Origin of the sequence: Massilia sp. X63 (assembly GCF_041023745.1) — a bacterium.
Lineage (GTDB): Bacteria > Pseudomonadota > Gammaproteobacteria > Burkholderiales > Burkholderiaceae_D > Telluria.
Genome location: NZ_JBFTEF010000050.1, coordinates 1 through 765 on the forward strand (window position 1 = coordinate 1; position 765 = coordinate 765).

A 765-nucleotide genomic window follows, 5' to 3' on the forward strand; every position below is an offset into this window, starting at 1 on the left:
TCGAGGGCCTGGCGCAGCGCATCGTCAACGGCGAGGTGCCCGATTCGCTCAAGGGCAAGCGCGTGCTCTCGCTCGACATGGCGGCGCTGCTGGCCGGCGCCAAGTACCGCGGCGAATTCGAGGAACGGCTGAAAACCGTGCTGAAGGAGCTGGCCCAGGACGAAGGGCAGACCATCGTCTTCATCGACGAGATCCACACCATGGTCGGCGCCGGCAAGGCCGAAGGCGCGATGGACGCCGGCAACATGCTCAAGCCCGCGCTGGCGCGCGGCGAACTGCACTGCGTGGGCGCGACCACGCTCGACGAGTACCGCAAGTACGTCGAGAAGGACGCCGCGCTGGAGCGCCGCTTCCAGAAAATCATGGTCGACGAGCCGAGCGTGGAGGCGACCATCGCCATCCTGCGCGGCCTGCAGGAAAAGTACGAGCTGCACCACAAGGTCGAGATCACCGACCCGGCCATCATCGCCGCGGCCGAGCTGTCGCACCGCTACATCAGCGACCGCTTCCTGCCGGACAAGGCGATCGACCTGATCGACGAGGCGGCCTCGAAGATCAAGATCGAGATCGATTCCAAGCCGGAAGTGATGGACAAGCTCGAACGCCGCCTGATCCAGCTGAAGATCGAGCGCGAAGCGGTGCGCAAGGAAACCGACGAAGCCTCGCTGCGGCGCCTGGAGCTGATCGGCGAGGAGATCGCGCGCCTGGAGCGCGAGTACAACGACTACGAAGAAATTCTCAAGTCCGAGAAGGCGGCGGTGCAGG

General features: G+C 65.1%; 1 protein-coding gene. It reads left to right on the forward strand.

Features of this window, described 5'->3' with window-relative positions:
• Positions 1 to 765, forward strand: a 765-nt coding sequence (locus AB3347_RS25900) for an AAA family ATPase (protein WP_369094523.1), incomplete at both ends; no start/stop codon positions are given.